This is a genomic window from Domibacillus sp. 8LH (assembly GCF_038806185.1).
GTDB classification, from domain to species: domain Bacteria; phylum Bacillota; class Bacilli; order Bacillales; family Domibacillaceae; genus Domibacillus; species Domibacillus indicus_A.
This window is the reverse complement of sequence record NZ_JAVJNG010000011.1, coordinates 80,766-99,501: the sequence shown is the minus strand read 5'-3', so window position 1 is coordinate 99,501 and position 18,736 is coordinate 80,766. Positions and strand designations below refer to the sequence as shown.

General features: G+C 45.9%; 18 protein-coding genes. 14 read left to right on the top strand and 4 right to left on the bottom strand.

The features are described 5' to 3' along the window. Positions 1-552: 552 nt before the first annotated feature. The 4 genes from RG959_RS14080 to RG959_RS14065 all read left to right on the top strand — a co-directional run bounded on the left by RG959_RS14080 (position 553) and on the right by RG959_RS14065 (position 2,933). Positions 553-948 (top strand): GNAT family N-acetyltransferase, encoded by a 396-nt coding sequence (locus tag RG959_RS14080; protein WP_342797630.1) that lies wholly within the window; start codon positions 553-555, stop codon positions 946-948. A gap of 26 nt (positions 949-974) precedes the next feature. Then, positions 975-1,439 carry a DinB family protein gene (locus RG959_RS14075; RefSeq protein ID WP_342797629.1) on the top strand — a complete coding sequence of 155 codons (465 nt, stop codon included), beginning with the start codon at positions 975-977 and terminating at the stop codon, positions 1,437-1,439. Positions 1,440-1,576: 137 nt separating this feature from the next. Continuing rightward, positions 1,577-2,122, top strand: a complete 546-nt coding sequence (locus tag RG959_RS14070) for a GNAT family N-acetyltransferase (protein ID WP_342797628.1) — start codon at positions 1,577-1,579, stop codon at positions 2,120-2,122. After that, on the top strand, positions 2,106-2,933 hold the full coding sequence (locus RG959_RS14065) for a metallophosphoesterase (RefSeq protein ID WP_342797627.1): 828 nt from the start codon (positions 2,106-2,108) through the stop codon (positions 2,931-2,933). The genes RG959_RS14070 and RG959_RS14065 overlap by 17 nt, the downstream gene beginning before the upstream one ends. A 29-nt stretch (positions 2,934-2,962) precedes the next feature. Here RG959_RS14065 and RG959_RS14060 read toward each other — a convergent pair whose 3' ends face one another. Next, a complete protein-coding gene (locus RG959_RS14060) occupies positions 2,963-3,286 on the bottom strand; it encodes an iron-sulfur cluster biosynthesis family protein (RefSeq protein WP_309088722.1) in 324 nt (107 codons plus the stop codon). A 118-nt stretch (positions 3,287-3,404) separates the two neighbouring features. Here RG959_RS14060 and RG959_RS14055 point away from each other — a divergent pair, with 118 nt between their 5' ends. Continuing rightward, on the top strand, positions 3,405-4,268 hold the full coding sequence (locus tag RG959_RS14055) for an STAS domain-containing protein (RefSeq protein WP_342797626.1): 864 nt from the start codon (positions 3,405-3,407) through the stop codon (positions 4,266-4,268). Between the two features lie 158 nt (positions 4,269-4,426). On the opposite strand, the gene RG959_RS14050 is transcribed toward RG959_RS14055, so the two are convergent. Then, positions 4,427-4,597 carry a hypothetical protein gene (locus RG959_RS14050; protein ID WP_342797625.1) on the bottom strand — a complete coding sequence of 57 codons (171 nt, stop codon included), beginning with the start codon at positions 4,595-4,597 and terminating at the stop codon, positions 4,427-4,429. 404 nt (positions 4,598-5,001) lie between these two features. Between RG959_RS14050 and RG959_RS14045 the strand changes: the two genes are divergently transcribed. After that, entirely contained in the window at positions 5,002-7,530 is a 2,529-nt protein-coding gene (locus RG959_RS14045; protein WP_342797624.1) for a rhamnogalacturonan lyase, read from the top strand. A 117-nt stretch (positions 7,531-7,647) separates the two neighbouring features. Here the strand turns inward: RG959_RS14045 and RG959_RS14040 are convergent, their stop codons facing one another. Continuing rightward, positions 7,648-9,456 (bottom strand): L-lactate permease, encoded by a 1,809-nt coding sequence (locus RG959_RS14040; protein WP_342797623.1) that lies wholly within the window; start codon positions 9,454-9,456, stop codon positions 7,648-7,650. Positions 9,457-9,603: 147 nt separating this feature from the next. On the opposite strand from RG959_RS14040, the gene RG959_RS14035 reads away from it, so the two are divergent. The 8 genes from RG959_RS14035 (at position 9,604) to RG959_RS14000 (ending at position 16,998) form a co-directional block, all read left to right on the top strand. After that, the gene (locus tag RG959_RS14035; protein ID WP_342797622.1) at positions 9,604-10,320 is read left to right on the top strand and encodes a FadR/GntR family transcriptional regulator; all 717 of its coding nucleotides are present in this window, start codon (positions 9,604-9,606) and stop codon (positions 10,318-10,320) included. 131 nt (positions 10,321-10,451) lie between these two features. Further along, positions 10,452-11,168 carry a (Fe-S)-binding protein gene (locus RG959_RS14030; RefSeq protein ID WP_342797621.1) on the top strand — a complete coding sequence of 239 codons (717 nt, stop codon included), beginning with the start codon at positions 10,452-10,454 and terminating at the stop codon, positions 11,166-11,168. 13 nt (positions 11,169-11,181) lie between these two features. After that, on the top strand, positions 11,182-12,612 hold the full coding sequence (locus tag RG959_RS14025) for a LutB/LldF family L-lactate oxidation iron-sulfur protein (RefSeq protein WP_315694594.1): 1,431 nt from the start codon (positions 11,182-11,184) through the stop codon (positions 12,610-12,612). After that, positions 12,609-13,319 carry a LutC/YkgG family protein gene (locus RG959_RS14020; RefSeq protein ID WP_342797620.1) on the top strand — a complete coding sequence of 237 codons (711 nt, stop codon included), beginning with the start codon at positions 12,609-12,611 and terminating at the stop codon, positions 13,317-13,319. The genes RG959_RS14025 and RG959_RS14020 overlap by 4 nt, the downstream gene beginning before the upstream one ends. A gap of 153 nt (positions 13,320-13,472) precedes the next feature. After that, a complete protein-coding gene (locus RG959_RS14015) occupies positions 13,473-14,405 on the top strand; it encodes an aldose 1-epimerase (protein ID WP_342797619.1) in 933 nt (310 codons plus the stop codon). A 55-nt stretch (positions 14,406-14,460) separates the two neighbouring features. Then, positions 14,461-14,676: a hypothetical protein gene (locus RG959_RS14010; protein ID WP_342797618.1), complete on the top strand. Its 216-nt coding sequence runs from the start codon at positions 14,461-14,463 to the stop codon at positions 14,674-14,676. 11 nt (positions 14,677-14,687) lie between these two features. After that, a complete protein-coding gene (locus RG959_RS14005) occupies positions 14,688-15,899 on the top strand; it encodes an MFS transporter (protein ID WP_342797617.1) in 1,212 nt (403 codons plus the stop codon). Between the two features lie 34 nt (positions 15,900-15,933). Further along, entirely contained in the window at positions 15,934-16,998 is a 1,065-nt protein-coding gene (locus tag RG959_RS14000) for a M20 family metallopeptidase (protein WP_342797616.1), read from the top strand. Positions 16,999-17,034: 36 nt separating this feature from the next. Here the strand turns inward: RG959_RS14000 and cls are convergent, their stop codons facing one another. Continuing rightward, on the bottom strand, positions 17,035-18,561 hold the full coding sequence (gene cls / locus RG959_RS13995) for a cardiolipin synthase (RefSeq protein WP_342797615.1): 1,527 nt from the start codon (positions 18,559-18,561) through the stop codon (positions 17,035-17,037). Positions 18,562-18,736: the final 175 nt, after the last annotated feature.

The window sequence follows — 18,736 nt, the reverse complement described above, 5'->3', positions numbered from 1 at the left end:
TACAAGACAGCTTTCAGTGTGTAACAAAGTTTTTCGCTTTTAAAAAAGAGCCGACAAGTGAAGCCTGCCGGACTTCGCGCATCCTAAGGCAGTGCGGGAGCCTCCTCAGCTGCGCCTGCGGGGTCTCCCGACTCACTGTACTTCCCGCAGGAGTCTTCGTCCGGAAGGCTTCACTAAGTGGTGTGGAAGATCCATAAGCAAAGAACGAATAGAATTTTCTCTTTTTTAAACAGAAAGATAGGACCTTATTCGCTCTATACCATTTTGTCGCAAGCGACTTGGCAGCGGGAGGGCGGCGCAGACTCCTATGGGACTAGCGGGCAGCGGAGACCGGTGAAGCCGGGCTCAGCGCCTGCCCCATGGAAAGCGGAGCTGCCTGGAGACGCCGCCGATCCATTCCATTCATGTGCACGGTCATCCATATAGTTTGTCTACAGTCTGAAGCTGTCTTTATTGCGAGACAGCTTTTTTCTTTTAATTGGAAAAACGTGTATAAGAGATTATAATGTAAAACAAGAAAAGATGACGAAGGCGGGAAGGAAGGCTTTTAACATGGTTACATATCGACTGAATACGGGCATTACGGCTGCTCAGTTGGCGGAGGTTTTTCAATCCTCTGGTATTCGCCGCCCGGCAGACGATCTGCTTCGTCTGCAGAAAATGATTGACCATGCGGATCTGATAGCCGAAGCATGGCAGGAGCAGAAACTGATTGGAATCGCGCGCGTACTCACGGACTTTTCGTACTGTGCTTATATTTCCGATTTGGCTGTTAAAAAAGAGCATCAAGGACGGGGAATCGGTGCGGCACTTTTAAAACAAGTAAAAGCGGAGTTGAGCGATGAAGTAGCGCTTGTGCTTCTATCCGCGCCGGAAGCGATCGGTTTTTATCCAAAACAGGGCTATGAACGGATGGATAAAGCTTTCCTCATTCCGCATAAAAAATAAAACAGCAGCAAAAAGGAGAAATGGGCATGGGTCATTTTTTATTTAACCAGTTAGCATTTGTTCGCAAGCTGACACTCAAAGAAGTAGAAGGAATTGATGAAGAAACCTCGCATCTTGTGCCAGCTGGATTCAATAACAATATTAAGTGGAATCTCGGACATATTTATTTGGTACAAGAGCGGTTCGGCTTCCATTTTACCGGTGATAAAATGGTAATGCCGGACGAGTTTAACAGCTGGTTTGGACGCGGTACAAAGCCAGCTGACTGGCAGGGCGGGGTGCCGAAAATGGATGAACTGCGTGCGCTTTTAAAAGATCAGGCAGAACGCATTAAGCGGCAGACAGCAAACCGCCTGCCGCACCCGCTTGCTGAGCCATTTACCACATCAGCCGGCTTAACACTTTTGTCTGTTGAAGAAATGCTGACATACAGTCTTTACCATGAGGGGCTTCACTCTGAAACGATTAAGTCAATTAAGCGTGTATTGTAGGTGAAAAGGCGGGCTTTGCTGGGAAGCCCGCCTTTTTCATTCTCTGCATTTTGCAAAGCATTTGGGTTTAGGTGTCCATTCTATGATTGGGTTACGATCATGGCAGATTGGAGTATGTGGCGGACAGGGGGAATTAAATGATTGAACTTGCGCATTTTACACGGGAAGATTTCGGAACACTGATGCAATGGATTCCAAGTGAGGCTTTTATGATTCAGTGGGCGGGTTCTGCTTTTGAGTTTCCGCTCCACCTTTATCAGCTTGAACAATATATAAAAGAAGCCAATCAGCCATCCTCAGATACCTTTGTTTTCAAAGCCATTGAGCAGGAAACCGGGAAGATGGTTGGACATCTTTCATTAAAACTCGACCGGCGCAATGACTCTGCGCGGATTGGAAAAGTTCTGATCGGTGACGAATCTATGCGCGGCTGTGGTCTCGGCGTCTGCTTGATTGAAGCAGCAGTCGAGCTTGCTTTTTGTACCTTTAAAATGCATCGTGTCAGTCTTGGGGTCTTTGATTTTAATCATGCAGCGATTGCCTGCTATGAAAAAGTGGGCTTTCAAAAAGAAGGGCTGCTTCGCGATGTACGCAAGTGCGGGCAGGAGTATTGGAGTCTTTGGGAGATGAGCCTGCTGGAGGAAGAATGGAAGAGGAGAGACGAACGTGAAGCGGCAAAATAGCAAGCGTCTTATTCTTTTTTTTCTTTTTCTCATCCTGCTGGGGCTGTTTTTCTACATACAAAATAATGTCTTAACTGTTACAGCACTACAAGTACAATCGGAAAAAATTCCAGCTGCCTTTAGTGGATACCGGATTGTACAGTTGTCAGACCTGCACAGCAAATCATTTGGGGAACATCAGCAAGTGCTTGCCGAAAAGGTGAAACGGGAAAAACCGGATATCATTGTATATACAGGCGATTTAATTGATTTCAGGCGGGGCGGTGAAGCAGAGGGCTATGATTTAATGAAGAAAATGGTCAACATTGCACCCGTTTATTTTGTTACCGGTAATCATGAGGAAGGAGACTTTGCAGCAAAAAAAGATCGGCTGCAAAAAATGGGGGTTCACGTACTTCAAAATGAAAGTATGGTTATCCAGCGGGACGGAGAAGCGATCAATCTTGTGGGGGTTGACGATCCGACTAGGATTGAAACGGGGGAAGCCATACAGCAAGCAAAACAGAGCATTAAACAGCGGGATCAGTATACCGTTTTGCTTTCCCATCGTCCTGAGCTTTTTTCTCTTTATGCTGAGGCTCAAATGGACTTGATTTTTACAGGGCATGCGCACGGCGGCCAGGTACGGCTGCCTTTTGTAGGCGGCTTATTTGCTCCGGGGCAGGGTTTTTTTCCTTCTTATACGGCCGGCGCCCATATGCTTGGCTCTTCTACAATGGTGGTCAATCGGGGGCTGGGCAACAGTCTGGCTCCACAGCGTATCTTTAACCGTCCGGAAATCGTCGTTGTGACCCTCAAACAAGCAAAATAAAAAGCGGCCTGCCAAAGCAGCCGCTTTTTTTATTTATTGCGAAAAGCCATTCTGCCGTTCAGCATTTGATTTGCGCTTTTCAACTGAAATGTATTGGCTTCCTGAGAAAAATCAATTTTAACAGCTTCGTCGTAAAAAACCATCTTCGGCTTTTCCACTAAAATCGGCATCGCATTTGTTTGAAGCAGCACGTCGTGATCTGAATCAGCTTCATCCACATACCAAAGCGTTGGAATGCCGTTTAGCACACATCCGTTTCCTTCTGTATCCCATTTTAGCTTTAATATACCGTTCTCCCGGTTTTTTAGTGCATGTATTTTTTCGACCGCAGCCGGTGTAATGGTGATTTCCATGTTCATCCGCCTTTCTTGTTTCAGTATAGCATATGAGCAGCCGCATCCGTCTTTTTTGGACTTGGTTTTATCGTTTCTTTGAGTGGGGAAAGCGGTATAATAAATAAGAAGAAAGAACATGGCGATGGAGGAAAAAGAATTGGAGAAAAAAGACCAGGCTCTTTATGAAGCAATCCGTTTGAATGCGGCTGATATAAGCAAAAAATGGTTTGAAGCCAGACAAAAAACAGATAGGTCTGTTTACGCAAAGAATGCCGGCTCTGTGATTCAAAAAGAATTAAAAGAACAGCATCTTTTTACCATTCATACGATCGCAAGCGGTTTTTTGCCGGATCAAACATTGTTTGAACAAAACTTGAAGGAATGGACCGAAATTGTGGTGAACACCCGCCTTGAGTGGGATACACCCATTTATGAAGTCATTGAGGCGCTTAACAAAACAAGAAACCTGATCTGGGACTTTATCACAGAATACAGTTTAGAAAAAGAAGACATTGATAAAAAAGATACTTTAAACTGGAGTACCGTGTATCATTCCATTTTAGATACGTTGGTCATTGAGTTTTCTACCCGTTACTATTATTTAACCCGCAGCCGTCTGCAGGGCCAGGAGCAGCTGATTGAGGAGATAGATGCGCCGGTGATCCCGGTTTCCAAAAGAATTGCTATTTTGCCTTTGATCGGTGCGATGGATGAAAAAAGAGCCAAGTCTTTGCTGGAATCCATCCCAGTAAAATGTGCCAAACAGCAAGTAGGGCATTTGGTGATAGACTTTTCCGGCATGAAAGTGATTGACACCTTTGTGGCCAATCAATTGTTTGGCTTAACCCAGTCGCTGCAGCTCCTTGGTATTCAAACGGTTGTATCCGGCATGCGGCCGGAAACAGCACAGACAGCAATTCAGTTAGGTTTGGATTTCAGCCGGCTTGAAACATTTCACGGCCTTCCGCAGGCACTTACGTATCTTGGAGTTGGAAGATAAGCAAAACGGGCAGCCGTAATGGCTGCCCGTTTTTTACGTTGAAATGAAACCATTTAAAATAACATACGTATAGCATTGGATTACCCGTTTATTTTCGAAAAAAATTCTAAATACACAGTCAAGCCCGGACCAGGTAGAAGTCCGGGCTTTTATTTACGTTAATTGCTTTCTTTTTCATCTTCCATTTCTGTTTCTTCTGTTTCCATTTCCTCGGTGTCTGTATCAGTATCCGTTTCTTCTTCAGAACCGCCGCAGCCTGCTAAAGCGCCAATCGTTAAAAACATAGTCATTCCGCCGGCCGCAAACTTCTTTTTCAGCATAGAATCCATACCGAACTCCTCCTTGAAAAAAGATAGAATGAAAAACAGTCATCTACTTCCCAGATGGAAGAAGGAATAAACAGGGTGGGAAGAACTTTACAAATTTTTTACATTTTATTAAAAAAGAACAAAAAAGGGGGCGGTCCGGATGGGCATTCGGACCGCCAAACAATGCACAATGAATCGGTGGGGTAAAGCTAAAGTGATAATGATTATCATTACCGGTTACAAGTATTATCTTACCCGGTGTTTCCAAATCTGTCAACTCATAATTGAAAATGATTTTCATGTGAAAAGTCTCCCGGTTTTTTAAACAATTTCATCTGCTTTTTACCTGTTAAGGCTTAAATAAACAAATTATACTGAGGGAGAATTTTGAAAACGTTTGCAAAAAGAGGATGGTGGAAAAGTTCATGTATATTAAATCGAAAATGATCGCCCCTATTGCAGCGCTGCCGCTGCTTTTATCTTCATGGACAGGGGCGGCTCATGCAGCAAACGAAGAAACAACACAGCCTCCCGCAGCTATACAGCTCGAAGCACTGGATAGAGGGCTGCAGGCTGTTCCAACATCAAGCGGTGTCTTTCTCAGCTGGCGGCTCCTCGGAAACGAAGTGGATGGGTACGCCGAAACGGGCATGACAGGTGTGGATTTTCACGTTTATAAGAACGGACAAAAAATCGCAGCTGTTCAAGACAGTACCAATTTTGTTGATCCAACTGGGACAGCAAATGCTTCCTATTTTGTCCGCGCGGTTAAAAACAGCAAAGAATTAAATCAAAGTGATACAGTACAGCCATGGAAGCAGCAATACCATGATTTAAAACTGCAAAAGCCTGCAGACGGTGTTACACCAGCCGGAGAACGGTATACGTATTCAGCGAACGACATGAGTGTCGGTGATGTAGATGGAGACGGCCGCTATGAATTTTTCGTCAAATGGGACCCGTCTAATTCAAAGGATGTATCGCAGGTTGGCTACACAGGCAATACCTACATTGACTGTTATACGTTTGAAGGCAAGCTTTTATATCGGATTGACCTTGGCGTCAATATTCGCTCGGGTGCACACTATACTCAATTTCTTGTGTACGACTTTGACGGGGACGGCAAAGCGGAATCAATGTTTAAAACGGCACCAGGCACCAAAATTATTCGTTATAACGACAAAGGCGATGTGATATCCCAAAAATATATTACGATGCCAAAGGAAGATATAGAAGCAGGTTATGTCCATACTGGTGACTATCGAATGAGCAAAAAAGATTACTACAATCACGTTGTCGAGATGTTTATAAATTGGCATAAGCATGAAGAAGTTGTAAATGGCAGCTGGCCGAAAACATTGGAAGAAAGCTTTGGCATTGAGCCACAATACACGTATCCGTTGTCTCGAGAAGACGCTCAAAAATTAGCTGACTACTTTATGGATGTGTATGCTCCAGCAAGAAGTACACGTAATAATTTACGAAATTTCGAAGGTTTTATTGTAAGCGGTCCTGAGTATATAACGGTATTTAACGGAGAGACCGGTGCCGAGATGGAAACCATCCCGTATGGAGTCAGCCGTCATGATGATGGACTGATGTGGGGAGATTATGCGATGAGCCGGATTGAGCCAGGCAACCGGGTCGACCGGTTTCTTGCAGGAGTCGCATACTTAAACGGCAAAACACCATCCGCCGTTTTTGCACGCGGCTACTATACACGTGCGGCACTTGTTTCTTATGATTGGGACGGAGAAAAGCTGCGCGAAGTATGGACAGCAGACAGCGGCTGGACACCGATGAAAAATCCTTTTAACGACAGTCCGCATGGAACAAGCGGTGAAGATCCGGCCCTCGGGGCACTTGCCAACCAGGGTGCTCATTTCTTAAGTACAGCAGATGTAGACGGAGATGGGAATCAGGAAATCGTGTACGGATCGGCAACGGTTGATCATGACGGCAGTTTGCTTTATAGCTCCACAAATACAATGCCGGCACAAAGCGCTGCGCCGGGAACTACCGCGAAGCTTGGCCATGGTGATGCCATTCATGTAACGGATATAGATCCGGACCGTGAAGGACTGGAAATCTTCATGGTACATGAAGGCGCCACTTATGCTCCGTACGGTTATGCGATGCGGGATGCGAAAACCGGCCGGGTCATTTACGGTGCTTATACCGGCAAAGACACGGGACGAGGCATGGTGGGAGACATTGATCCATCCAAAAGAGGGCTGGAAACATGGGCAGTAGACCTGCGGACTGCCCAGGGGGAGCAAATCGGCACGAAAATTCCCGGCACTAACATGAACATTAAATGGGCGTCCGATATGACGACGCAAATTATAAATGGATCAGGGGAAGGTACGCCAAGTATCGATGACTGGCTGGAAGGAAGAAAGCTGCTGGCGGAAAATACGCGTACGAATAACGGTACAAAAGGAAATCCGTCCCTTGTAGCGGATGTATTTGGCGATTGGCGTGAGGAACTGATGCTGCGGACCGCGGACAGCAGTGCAATTCGCATATTCACAAGCACCGGGCAAACAGAACGGAAAATGTATACGCTTATGCACGATACGCAATACAGAACGGGTATTGCCGGACAAAACATCGTCTATAATCAGCCGGCGTACACAAGCTTTTACTTTGCATCGGATACGGATTGGTCTTCTGTACCGAAGCCGGAATATCATACACCGGGGACAGTTGTGGCCCTTCAAAACTTACTTGATGATTATATTGAAGCGGAAGAGCTTTCCCATCCAGCCGGGCGGAAGCTGGACAATTCTCTCAAGCAAGCTTTGCATCAAGCAGAAAAAGGAAACAGCAAACAGGCGATAGCATTCTTGGACAAGTTCAAGTCTATTCTTGAACAGGAAGGAACGGAGAGAGCAAAGCTGAATTTATCACACCAGGCAGAACGGCTGAAAGAAGAATGGCTAAAAAAATGAAATGGAAAGCAGGGAGCTGCAACGAACATGGTAAGCTTCCAGCTGGCTTATTCTTTTATCAATAGAATGCATGGTGAAAATAAAATACCGCCCGTGAAAAATACGGGCGGATATTTTTTAACCAGCAGCGGCTGCGGTAAATCCATTTTTCGCTGTAACAAGGCGAAAAAGGTAGGCCATTACGATAACAGCATAAATAATAAGCCATACGTTAAGCGTGCCATGGATAATGGCCATGCCAAGGAAGCCGGCGGCAAGCAGATAATACGTCATAGGCAGGAGTACGCGCCGAATCAAGGCACCTTCTTTCCCAATTAATCCAACCGTCGCAGAAGCAGCTACAACGTTATGAACACAAATCATGTTGCCGGCTGCTCCTCCGACAGCTTGAAGAGCCACGACAGTACCGGCTTGCTCGACGTTAAGCCCGATATTGCTGGCAGCACCAAACTGAAACAAGGAAAACATCATATTGCTGAACGTGTTGCTTCCAGCAATAAAAGCACCAAGTGCTCCAACAGCCGGAGCGACAATTGGCCAGAAACTGCCCGTTACAACAGAAACACTTTCTGCCAAAATAAGCGGCATATTTTTTCCAGCAAGGTACTCTGTTGCTGTATTGACTTTGTCTGCTGCAAGTGATGTGTTTAGGAAAATTTTAATCATTGGCACGGCAAAAACAAGGGCTGCTCCCGCGGACACAGCTGTTTTAAAGGAATTTTTCCAGGCAGCTGCATAATTCCTTTTATTCATTTTATGAAGGAAAAAGGTAAGCCCAGATACGACAATGAAAATAAATCCCGGTAAATACAGCGGTGTAGAGGTTGTCGTAATGCCGGAACCAAATGTGTTTTCAAATACAAGAGCTGGTGCTTTCAGGGCAGCGGCTAATGGTTCAATCGTCCGGGAAGCAACGAGAAGTACGGCAACAATCACATATGGTAGCCAGGAAATTCCCGCGGAGATGGAACGCTGAGATCCTTTTTCACGTTCTGGCTCCTGGTTAAGCTTGCCGAACCAACCTTGTTCCCACTGGCTTCTCGGTGTAAAGTCAAATATTTCGTCTTTCGGCATAAATAATCCTTTTTTTGCAGCCGGAATAACAATAAACAAAGCAATCAGCGCGCCAAGCAGAGAAGGAAATTCCGGACCCAGCAAAGTTCCAATGATATAATAGGGAACAGTAAAGGAAAAACCGGCAAATAAAGCAAATTTCCAAACTTTTAATCCTTCTCGGAAGGATTTATTCGGGCCAAAGAAGCGAGTCAGCATAGTGACAACAAACAGGGGAATGAAGATGCCGACAATACTGTGAATCATCACAACATTGGATGTAATATACAATAAATAATCCATATAACTCATGCCAGTTCCGTTAAGAGCGGATTGAACGAGCGGCTGATCCGTTAAACCTGTATTTACGCCGATTTGAATAGGTGTTCCTACCGCACCAAATGAAACGGGTGTACTTTGAATAATTAAAACACACATTACAGCTGCCATTGCAGGAAAACCAATCGCCACAAGAAGTGGTGCGGCAACTGCGGATGGGGCTCCATATCCGGCAGCACCTTCAATAAATGCTCCAAAGAGCCAGGCGATAATAATGGCTTGAATGCGGCGGTCCGGAGAAATGCTGGTAAAGCCATTTCGAATTGTATGTATAGCACCGCTTTCTTTCACCGTATTTAAAAGCAGCACGGCTCCAAACACAATAAAAATAACTTCCATGGCTGTAATAACGCCATTAAAAGCAGCACCTGCCACTACGCTCCCGTCTGTTCCCCAAACAAACAGCGCAATCACAGCCGTCACCATCAATGCAACAGGCATAGCTCTGCTGGCCGGCCAGTTTAAAATAACTAAAAAAAACATAATCGTAAAAATAGGCACAATTGAAATAAGTGACAACACTAGCAAGCTCATCTTTTTCCTCCTCGGGTATAAGATTACAAAACTGTTAGTTGTTAGGTCATCTGATGACCTGGTTTGATTATAATGGTACCGTTTTCAAAAAATCAACAAAAAATTTTGGGGAGAACGTTTATAATAGAGAAAGAGGTGAGAGTAACGTTGAAATATAAACAAATCAAACCAAAAAAAATATATGAAGAAGTAGCAGATACGCTGCTTGAGTCGATTCGTTCGGGAGACTTAAAGCCAGGTGAAAAGCTTGATTCTGTCCAGCAGCTGGCCGAAAGCTTTCAAGTCGGCAGATCTGCTATTAGAGAAGCACTTACATCTCTTCGTGCGATGGGGCTCATTGAAATGCGGCAGGGAGAAGGCACATATGTGAAAGCATTTGAACCGGGAGATATTGCTTTTCCTCTTCAAAGCGCCCTGCTGATGAATAAAGAAGATCTGCAGCAGTTAATGGAAGTGCGTAAGATTCTGGAAACAGGCATTGCCGCTTCTGCAGCAGCTCGGCGTACTCAGGCAGATATAGAAGCGATGCAGCAGGCTCTTTCTGATATGGTTACTCATTCTGGAGATGCTGAGCGAGGAGAAGAAGCAGACCTTGCTTTTCACTTAGCTGTTGCGAAAGCGGCCGGCAATGATCTTTTGTTAAGCTTAATGAATCATGTTTCGGACATGACAGCTGAATCGATGCGGGAAACGCGCCGTATTTGTTTATACGAAGCAAGTGCGACTGTTGAACAGCTGAATCAGCAGCACGAAGCGATTTTAAAGGCGATTCAGTCCAAAAAAACAGAAGCGGCCAGGAAAGCCATGACAGTCCATCTTGATTATGTGGAATCTGTTCTACGCGAGCATCTGAACATCACATAGAGGAAAAGCCGCACTGTACCGGCTTTCTCTCTATCAGAAGAAAACCTTGGAAAATGAAAGCGTTTGTAGTATGATTATAAATAATCTAATAAACAGGTCATCTGATGACCTTACTTTTGGGGTGAAGCAATGTGAAGGTTACACTTTTTATTACATGCATCGTTGACATGTTCCAGGCCGATGTAGGCAAAGCAACGGTAGAAGTGCTGGAGCGCCTTGGCTGCGACATTGAATTTCCGATGGGGCAGGTCTGCTGCGGGCAGCCAGCTTACAACTCGGGGTATGTAGAAGAGTCAAAAGATGCCATGAAAAAAATGATTACGACATTTGAGAACGCAGAGGTCGTCGTCACTCCATCCGGATCATGTGCCACGATGTTTAAAGAATACCAGCATATTTTTCATGATGATCCTGTCTGGCGTCCGCGCGCAGAACGATTGGCTGCAAAAACCTATGAGCTGACTGAATTTATCGTCGATGTATTAGGCGTGGAAAACGTCGGTGCAAAGCTAAACGGTGTGGCAACCTATCACCCGTCCTGCCATATGACACGGCTTCTTGGTGTAAAAGATGCACCAATGACTCTGCTTCAAAATGTGGAAGGGCTTCGCTTTGAACCGCTGCCAAACGCGCATAACTGCTGCGGCTTCGGCGGCACGTTTTCCGTGAAGATGGGCAATATTTCGGAGCAGATGGTCGATGAAAAAGTCGACTCGGCCGAGCAGACAGGAGCTCACTTTTTAATTGGAGCCGATGGCGGCTGCCTGATGAATATTGGTGGACGAATAGAACGAAGAGGAAAACCAATCCGCGTGATGCATATCGCGGAAGTGTTAAACAGCCGGTGAGGGGGGAAACAGCATGGCAATGAAAATTGGAGAAGGCAAATTTAAAGAAAACGTCAATAAAAATATGGAAGATACCTTTATGCGCGGTGCGGTAGCGGGCGCACAGGAACGCCTCCGCACACGCCGGCTTGATGCAGCAGAAGAGCTTGGAAACTGGGAAGAGTGGCGGTCACACGGAGAAGAAATTCGCAAGCATGTCTTAAATAACCTCGACTACTATTTGCATGAGCTGGCTGAAAACCTTCAAAAACGCGGCGGACACGTGTTTTTCGCCGAGACAGCAGACGAAGCGACTGGATATATCCGTGAAGTCGTAAACGCGAATGGCGGCAAAAAAATTCTGAAGGCTAAATCAATGGTCACAGAAGAAATCAGTTTAAATCAAGTGCTGGAAGAAGAAGGCTGCAAAGTGATTGAGACAGATCTTGGCGAGTATATCCTGCAGCTGGATGAACATGATCCGCCTTCTCACATCGTTGCGCCGGCACTCCATAAAAACAAAGAGCAGATTCGGGATGTGTTTTCTGACAAGCTAGATTATAAGATGACTTCTAAACCGGAAGAACTGGCACTGCACGCGCGTGAAACGCTGCGCCAGGAATTTTTAACAGCCGACATCGGCATTACCGGCTGCAACTTCGCCATTGCAGAATCCGGATCGGTAGGTCTTGTGACGAACGAAGGAAATGCAGGGCTTGTGTCAGACCTGCCCAAAACGCAAATTGCTGTGATGGGCATGGAGCGAATTGTACCAACGTTTGAAGAATTTGAAGTACTTGTCGGCCTCTTGACGCGCAGTGCGGTCGGACAGAAATTAACGAGCTATATCACAGCGCTTACCGGTCCTCGCGAAAAAGGGGATGCGGATGGACCGGAAGAATTTCACCTTGTGATCGTGGATAACGGGCGTTCTAAGATTTTAGGCACGGAATTTCAATCCGTTCTACAGTGTATCCGCTGTGCGGCCTGCATTAACGTCTGTCCGGTATACCGCCATATTGGCGGCCACTCCTACAATTCGATTTATCCGGGGCCGATTGGAGCCGTTCTCACACCGCTTCTTGGCGGCTATGATGACTTTAAAGATCTTCCTTATGCTTCGACGCTTTGTGCTGCCTGCACGGACGCCTGCCCGGTGAAAATTCCGCTGCATGAACTGCTGCACAAGCATCGGCAGGTGATTGTAGAAAGAGAAGGACGTGCACCTATTTCTGAAAAGCTTGCGATGAAAGCATTTGGGCTTGGAGCCGCTTCAAATCCTATGTATGCAGCAGGCTCGAAAATGGCCGCGGCGATGATGAAGCCGTTTACGAAAAATGACCGCATTTCAAGCGGGCCGGGACCATTAAAAGCATGGACAGAAATCCGGGAATTTCCGGCGCCAAATAAGGAGCGCTTCCGTGACTGGTTTAAACAGCACGAAAAAGGAGGTGGCGGACAATGATCCATCAGCGTGAATCTTTTTTAAACAACGTGGCCAGGCAGCTTGGCCGCAGCCGTAATACAAGTGTGAAGCCGGAGCGAAACTGGCAGTTTCGTCCGCAGGATAAAACGCTGACAGATAAAACGCCGGACGAATTAATCAATGTGCTGCGTGAGCAGTGCCGGCTGATTCATACTGAATTGATTGAAACGACTAGCAGCAAGCTGGCGGAAGTATTGGAAGCGGCCGTTCATTTATACGGCGGCGGACCGATATCCCTTTGGAAGGACCCGCGCTTTACGGAGTTTGGCCTGGATGGGCTGCTGAAAGAAACGTGGCCATTGCGTAATGTGGAAGTAAACGAATGGGATGCTGCCCGTGGCCGGGAAAATATCGCCCAGGCAGAGCGGGCGAACATTGGTATTACTTTCAGTGATATCACCCTTGCTGAATCCGGTACGGTCGTCCTGTTTTCCGGTGCTGGAAAAGGGCGCACGGTCAGCCTTCTTCCGCGCAACTATATTGCCCTCGTGCCGAAAAGTACCATTGTACCGCGTATGACGCAGGCAGCGCAGGAAATTTCCCGGCGTGTACAGGCGGGGGAAACGATTTCGTCATGCATCAATTTTATTACCGGTCCAAGTAACTCTGCTGATATTGAAATGAACCTCGTTGTGGGTGTGCATGGTCCTGTTAAAGCCGCGTATATTGTGATTGAAGATCGGTAATGCTGAAGCTTCACAGCGGCTGATGGGCCAGACTGCCCGTTTCAACATTGGAATTTTGCGATTTCCTGTAGAGTACGTTTATAAAACATATGAAATGGGCAAATCGTTAACAAAAAGGTCTGGCAGTGATGTCGTGCGCAAAGGAGAGTAACCATGATTAAACATGTAATTTTTGATGGAAAAGAAGCCATTCAAGCATCCAACGATTACCTTCAACTTCTCATGATCCCGTCATTTGGGAGCAATGTGATTTCATTAATCGATAAGAAAACGGGAAAAGAATTGCTCGTGAAGCCGGATTCGTTCGAGGCACTAACTGAAAACCCGATGCTCAATGGCATCCCGGTTTTGTTTCCGCCGAATCGAATTGAAAACGGTACGTTTATATTTAACGGCACCACCCACCATTTTCCAATCAATGAAATTGACAAGCATCATATTCATGGTTTTGTATACGACCAGCCTTGGCAGGTCACGAATGAAAAAGAAGAACAAGGTGTTGTGACTATCCAGACGATGATTCAGCTTGACCAGCCTGCGATCTATAAAGGGGCATCTATCCAATTAACATACGAGCTTGACGGAGCTGTTTTACGCCAAACAGCGACCGTTAAAAACAATGGTGACGAACCATTCCCATGGGGAATCGGCTACCACACTTCTTTTTTATTTGATGAAAAGCATTCTTCTTTTTCCTTAACGAAAAAAAGCCAGTGGCTGCTGACGGAAGAAGCGATTCCTACAGGAGAGCAGGTGCCAGGGGAGCCGATGAAAGAAATCAGTTTGCAGGCCATGCCGCTCGATGATGCATATGCAGCTTTTGGCGAAGGAAACGAGGCCGTTATGCATAACAGGGAAACAGGCTGTACGGTTACATATCGAACGGACTCCGCCTTTAAACACTGGGTCATCTACAATGGAAATGGAAAGGAAGGTTTTGTCTGTCCAGAGCCTTACACATGCATCACCAATGCGTTTAATATGAACCTTTCACCTGAAGAAACAGGATTGCGTATCCTGATGCCGGGCGAAGAAGATACAGTAAGAACAGAAATTGAAGTCAGCTCCTTATCTATTCCGCAGTGATACCACTGCGGATTTTTTGGTATAATGAGGAAAAGATCCGAAAGAAGAGGACAATATGAAAAAATCACTCATCGAAACGCTTTTAACGGAAATGCCGCCGGATGATTATCTACGAAGAGAAGCGGATGAGCTGAAAGGGAGGAAGGAAAAGATGGGTTTTGGCCCTCTCAAGCCGGCATCAAAAGGGCCTGCGCCGGAATTTACCTTTCTCGCCATGATGGCTGGCTTTGCAGGCATTATGATCGGTTCCGCGTACCTGCTGATTTTTTAAGGAGAGAAAAAATGAAACGAAACTATTCTTTTATGCTGGCGACTGTGTTCGTCGGCTTTCTTATTTTTGGTTTTTCAGAAAATGTAAAAGGGCCGGCCATGCCGCGTATCCAGGCGGATTTCGATCTGGATGCTTTTCAAGTCGGTACACTGTTAGCTTTTAATTCCATTGCTTATTTGCTGGCCTGCACGTTTACCGCGCAGCTAACGAGAAAATGGGGCATCAAGACCATGAGTGCTTTGTCGTTTGGCTCCATGGCCCTTTCCGGTGTATTTATTTATTTGTCTTCCACCTACACAAGCCTGGCAGGAGCCTATTTTTTTATGTACGTTGGAAACGGCATGCTGGAAATTGTCCTGGCTATTTTAAGCGCGCGCTTGTTTGTAAAAAATACAGGGATGATGATGAACTTAGCTCATTTTTTCTATGGGCTTAGTTCGATTGTTGCCCCTATGCTTGCTTCAGGTTTAATGAAGCTGACCATTGGCGGAACGGTACTGGATTGGCGCGGAATGTATCTTGCGGTCATGCTGCTTTCCCTTATTCCGATGATTCCAGCTCTGGCAAGCCGGTTTCCGCAGGAAGATGTACAGCCTGAACATCGGATTCCGGTTCGGATGCTTGCACGTGACCCGGTTCTGTGGCTTATTGTGCTGATTCTTTCATTTGGAGTGGTAGCTGAAATGTCTGTCGGCGGCTGGCTCGTCAACTTTTTGGAAAAGGCATACGATTGGACAAATGCGGATGCCTCCCAGATGCTGTCGATTTTCTTTTTATTCTTTACTTTTTCCCGTTTGTTTCTTGGACCGATTACGGACCGAATCGGTTTTACTGTATCGCTTATCTTATTCGGCGCCCTTTCAGCCGCTTTTACTTTCATTGGCATTGCAGCGGGTGAGCCCGGTGCCTTATTACTAGCAGCAGCCGGAATCGGCATTGCGCCTGTTTATCCGACCGTCATGGCGATGATCGCCCGCCGTTATCGGGAAAATAGTGATACAGCCATTACGTTTGTGGTTACAATTATGGGTATTTTCACCGTTTCCGGAAACGTCATTATTGGCGCTATTATTACTGCCGTAACAGAATATGCGGGCGCCGGTATGGGAGTTGTACGCGGTATGCAGGCAGGCTATTTGTTTATTGGTGCCTGTGCGCTCTTGAGTGCTCTATTCAGCTTCTTTTTGTATGTTTATTTACGACGCCAAAAGGAAGTTATATAGAAACAGATTTTTTGCAGTAAAGGAGAGGGAGCGGTTGAAAGAATCCATTATCTCATTAACGAGAAAGCTAATTGAGTTCCGCACCGTGGAGAAAGAACGGATTAACGAAGCAGCCGAGTATTGCGCCGAATGGCTGGCTGCGAACGGCGTTCATGCCAGGGTGATTAATAATGAAGGCTTAAAAAGCGTCGTGTCTGTGATCGGTGAGGAAGGACCGACGGTGATTTTAAATGGCCATCTCGATGTGGTGCCAGCCGGTCCCGATCAATTTATTCCTTATGTGGCAGAAGGAAAGCTTTACGGGCGCGGCAGTTTTGATATGCTTGGCTCGGTTGCAGTCATGATGCATGTAATGGCAGAGCTTGTGCAGGAAGAGCTGCCATGCAAGGTCATGCTTGCGCTTGTGCCGGATGAGGAAAAAGGCGGGCAAAAAGGAACCAAATATTTAGTTGAACACGGCCTGCTTGGAGACGTTGTGATTTGCGGAGAAACGACAAACCTTGATATTGCTGTACAGGCAAAGGGGGTCCTTCAAGTGGAAATCCAAATTGAAGGGGTTTCCGCTCACGGCAGCCGGCCCTGGCTTGGTGATAATGCAATTTTAAATGCGGTTGAAACGTACAAACGAATTGAAGAACTGCCGATTTTCAGCGTAAGTACGCCGTATTTTGAGCATCCATCGCTTAATCTTGCCCGGATTGAAGCCGGCCAGGCGATCAACCAAGTACCGGACTGCTGTATTATGGATCTCGATATTCGGTATCTGCCCGGTCAGGACCCGGCAGTGCTGCTTAAAGAAATAAAAGGGGTCGTCAACGGCACTGTTCGCGTATTAAGCGAGGGAGAACCGGTACAGACGAATCCAAATCATCCATTAATTAAGCGTCTTCAGCAGGCAGCGGAGCATGTATCCGGGCGGAATATTCAAATGTTTGGACAGCATGGAGCGGCTGACACGCGCTTTTACGCTGCCCGAGGCATTCCCGCAGTAGAGTTTGGGCCATGCGGTGCGAATCATCACGGTAAAAACGAATATGTCGATACCAACTCTCTTGTGACATTTAAAGAAATCTTAACTGACTACATTTTCCGGTTTTAGTGAAAATCGGCTGCCTTTTATCCGGCAGCCGATTTTTTATAAAATGGGAGACAGCAGACGGGCCAGTGATTCTCCAATCCGCTTAAAGAAGGTCCGGTGCTCAAAGCGTTCGCGCGTAACGGGTACAGAATCAGCAAAGTCATGGAGAAAATCAATTTCAATTTTTTCTACAGCCGGGGTCCGGTTATATATAAACGTCATGAGTTCATGATTTAATCGAAAGCTCCGAACGTCAAAATTTGCTGTTCCTACAATCGCATGCACATTGTCAATCAGCAGTACTTTTGCATGCGTAAACGAGTCATCCCGGTAAGCAAACACTTTTACGCCGGCGCTAAGCAAATCTTTAAAATAAGAATTCGTTCCATAGAATGAAATCGCCCTGTCGCCTTTTCCCGGTACAATAACGCGCACGTCTTTTCCGCTTCTGGCTGCTACACGAATAGCCGCCAGCGCTTCATCATCCGGCACAAAGTATGGAGTGGTAAGCCAAATTGATTTTTCAGCGGATTGAATCATTTCCAGCATCGCATCCCGGACATCACGTTCTTCATTATAGGGGCCGCCATAAACGGTTTGAACCATTTGATCGGCTTCATCCACTTTTTCGGGAAAATACGCTTCAAATCGAAACGGTTCTTTCAGTTCGTCAAGCAAGGATGATTTTGCTCCTGTTGCGTGGATCCAGTCTGTTATAAATGCTTCCTGAAGCTGGTGAACAGCCGGCCCATGAATACGGATATGGGTGTCCCGCCACTTTTTAAATTGAGGGGCGTTGCTGCAATATTCTTCACCGACATTCAGTCCGCCTGTGAAACCGGTATGCCCATCCACAACGACCATTTTACGATGGTTGCGCAAGTTAGCAGTACGGGTGAGCCATGGGGATATAATCGAATCAAATGCATAAGTTTCAATACCTGCATCACGCATCGGCTTTAAAAAAGATTTTGGCAGGCTTGAACAGCCAAGGCCGTCGAAAAGAAAACGGATGTGAACGTTCGCTTTTGCCCGTTCAATAAGCGCATCGCGAATTTGAATAGAAATATTATCGTCGCGGAAAATATAATATTGAATATGAATGTGGTGTTCCGCGTGCCGAATTGCATCTAAAATTGCTGGAAATGTTTCATCACCGTTCGTTAAAACATCTACTTTATTGCCAGACATCGCCTCGAAGCCGGTCATATTTCGAATATTTTTCGCCTCTGGAAGCTGGTCAGATATATCCCATTCTTTTCCTTGATGACGCATGGTGGTGATAAATTTAACGGTTTCCGAGACAACCTGCTTCGGCAGCAGCCGTCTTCTTGGATCCCGGCCAAATACGGCATACAAGACAGCGCCGGCAAGCGGAAATGCAAGGACAATTGCACTCCATGCCACCTTTGAGTTAGTCCCGCGTGAATCAAACAGAAGGAGATTTATGACAACTAAAACGGAAACCCCGACAGCTAAATACGTAAAGGCAACCGATAACTCATTGGAATAAAAACGAATTGAAAAATAAATTGAACCCATACAGATGACCAGTACAAACAGTTGTACAATCTTTTCTCTCATGACTGTCCCATCCTTTTACAATGCTTGTCCCTGACGGATTTATCCGGAAGAGAAAGCAATTTATCAATGTTTCCCTTAGTTTACCCAAAAATTTCATTGATGCGACCGTTGAAATTTAAAAAAGGGTGCGTTATAGTTTAAATATGATAAATGAATGAGTATTCATTCAAAAAGG